The sequence below is a fragment of the Phyllobacterium sp. P5_D12 genome, from assembly GCF_054049495.1.
On sequence record NZ_JBFUMG010000611.1, the window covers coordinates 1 to 2,486 of the forward strand.

At 56.0% G+C, this 2,486-nt stretch carries 2 protein-coding genes; both read left to right on the forward strand.

The features are described from left to right. Nucleotides 1-1,260 (forward strand): AAA family ATPase (locus ACXJ5O_RS24215; protein WP_457302131.1); only part of this gene is annotated, 1,260 nt, incomplete at its 5' end. A gap of 206 nt (nucleotides 1,261-1,466) precedes the next feature. Then, nucleotides 1,467-2,486 (forward strand): L,D-transpeptidase (locus tag ACXJ5O_RS24220; RefSeq protein WP_457302132.1); only part of this gene is annotated, 1,020 nt, incomplete at its 3' end.

The following is a 2,486-nucleotide window of genomic DNA, read 5'->3' on the forward strand; positions in this document are numbered from 1 at the left end:
CTGGAAGAACAGTCGACCGCGATAACCAACACCTGGCAGGCTGAAAAGCAGAAACTCGGCCATGCGGCCGACTTGAAGCGACAGCTTGACGATGCACGCAATGCGCTTGCATCTGCCCAGCGTAACGGTGAATTCCAGAAGGCCGGCGAGCTTGCCTACGGGACGATCCCTCAGTTGGAAAAGCAGCTGGCGGAGGCTGAACAGCATGACGGTTCGACCTCGATGGTCGAAGAAATCGTGACACCGGATCATATCGCTCAGGTTGTTTCACGCTGGACTGGCATTCCGGTAGACCGGATGCTGGAAGGCGAACGTGAGAAGCTGTTGCGTATGGAGGATGAACTGGCCAAGCGGGTCGTCGGTCAGGGCGAAGCAGTCCAGGCAGTGTCGAAAGCCATTCGCCGCGCGCGTGCAGGCTTACAGGATCCGAACCGGCCTATCGGCTCGTTCATCTTTCTTGGGCCAACAGGTGTCGGCAAGACGGAGCTGACGAAAACGCTGGCTTCATTCCTGTTCTCCGACGAGACGGCCATGGTCCGGCTCGACATGTCCGAATACATGGAAAAGCATTCGGTCTCGCGGCTGATCGGCGCGCCTCCCGGCTACGTCGGTTATGAAGAGGGTGGTGCTCTTACCGAGGCTGTCCGGCGCAGGCCTTATCAGGTGATTCTCTTCGACGAGATCGAAAAGGCCCATCCGGATGTGTTCAACGTGCTTCTGCAGGTTCTTGACGATGGCCGTTTGACCGATGGTCAGGGGCGTACTGTCGATTTCCGCAACACGCTGATCATCATGACATCGAACCTCGGGGCCGAGTACCTTGTCGGGCTGTCAGAGGGCCAGGATGTCGAGGAGGTTCGTGAAGAGGTGATGAACGTCGTCAAGGCATCGTTCAGACCGGAGTTCCTCAACCGTGTGGATGAGATCATCCTGTTCCATCGGTTGCAGCGCAAGGAGATGGGCAAGATCGTGGCAATCCAGCTGCAGCATCTGCAGTCGCTTCTGACAGATCGCAAGATCGTTTTGAAGATCGATGAGGATGCAACGAACTGGCTGGCCGAGAAAGGTTACGATCCTGCCTATGGTGCGCGACCGTTGAAGCGCGTGATCCAGAAGGAAGTCCAGGACCCGCTGGCCGAAAGGATCCTGCTCGGCGAGATACTGGATGGCTCCACGGTCAAGATCACCGCAGGGTCGGACAGGCTGAACTTCAAGTCTGTTAAATCCGCCCCCGAACGGGAAAAGAGCGAGGCCGCCTAAGTGCGCCTGTGCAAAACGGCAAACAAAGAGGATGGCCGCCATATAGCGGCCATTTTCACGTCCCGTTCATTCGATAAATGCAACGATAAAAGCCTACAGTCATTAACCATAAAGACAGGAAAATCGGTCATTTATGCTTAACGACAAGTTAGTGGCAGAAACCGGAAGCTGAAGGCATGACGTCTTATCGTTGTTCATTGTTTGGAATGTTGTTGATTGCTTCAACAGGTGCCGTCGCTCCGTTCACCGCACAAGCCGCCGAAAGGGCTGTGCCCGTCGTCAACGACCAGGCTTCATATACCGTTGCGCAATGGTTCGAACCGCGCGAGCGGCGGCAAGCTTATCGATCCTATTTTGACGAGTATGGCCGTAAAATTACCGTGGATCGCCGTGGGCGGATCGTTTCGGTCGAAGAGGCGCAAACCAATCAATCGAATGAGGGGACGGATTATTTTCMCGATGCGCCGCAAGATCCTTATGACACGGGTGCGATTTCGAATGATCCTTACGGCACGGCACTGCCTTCCGAGAGCGACTATGGCAGCGTCAACCGCGAACCTTTGCCGCCCGCCAATGGTGAATCGGATTTGCAACCCACCGATCCGAACCTTGTCGAACCCGGTGCGCCTGGCGATGGCCTGACAGATGTTCCGCAGCAGGAGCAGATACCGGTTCATCCCAACCCGGCACCCACGATAGAATTGCCGAAGGGACAGGGCGCAAAAGCCAAGATCGCCGCCATCCAGGTTCTGCTTGACCGGATTGGTGTGTCGCCAGGCGTTATCGATGGTCACAAGGGCGGGAACGTCGACAAGGCTGTTGCCGCTTTCGAGGAAATGACAGGGCAGCAGTTCGATCCTCTTAACGAAGAAGGCATCAATGCATCTCTGGAACAGACCGGCGGTCCGGCGTTCATGTCTTATACGATCACATCCGAAGATGCCGCTTATCCATTCGTTGCATCCATCCCGGAAGATTACAGCCACAAAGCGCAACTTGAGCGCATGGCCTTCACATCAGTGACGGAAATGCTGGCCGAGCGGTTTCACATGGACGAGAACTATCTGAAAGAGATGAATCCCGGCGTGGATTTCAACACACCGGGCGTTGCGATTCAGGTTGCAAGTATCGGGCAGAATGCCGGCGGCGCCGTGACGCGCATCATTGCCGATAAGGGACGCAAACAGGTCCGTGGATACAATGCAGAAGGTCGGCTGGTCGTTGCC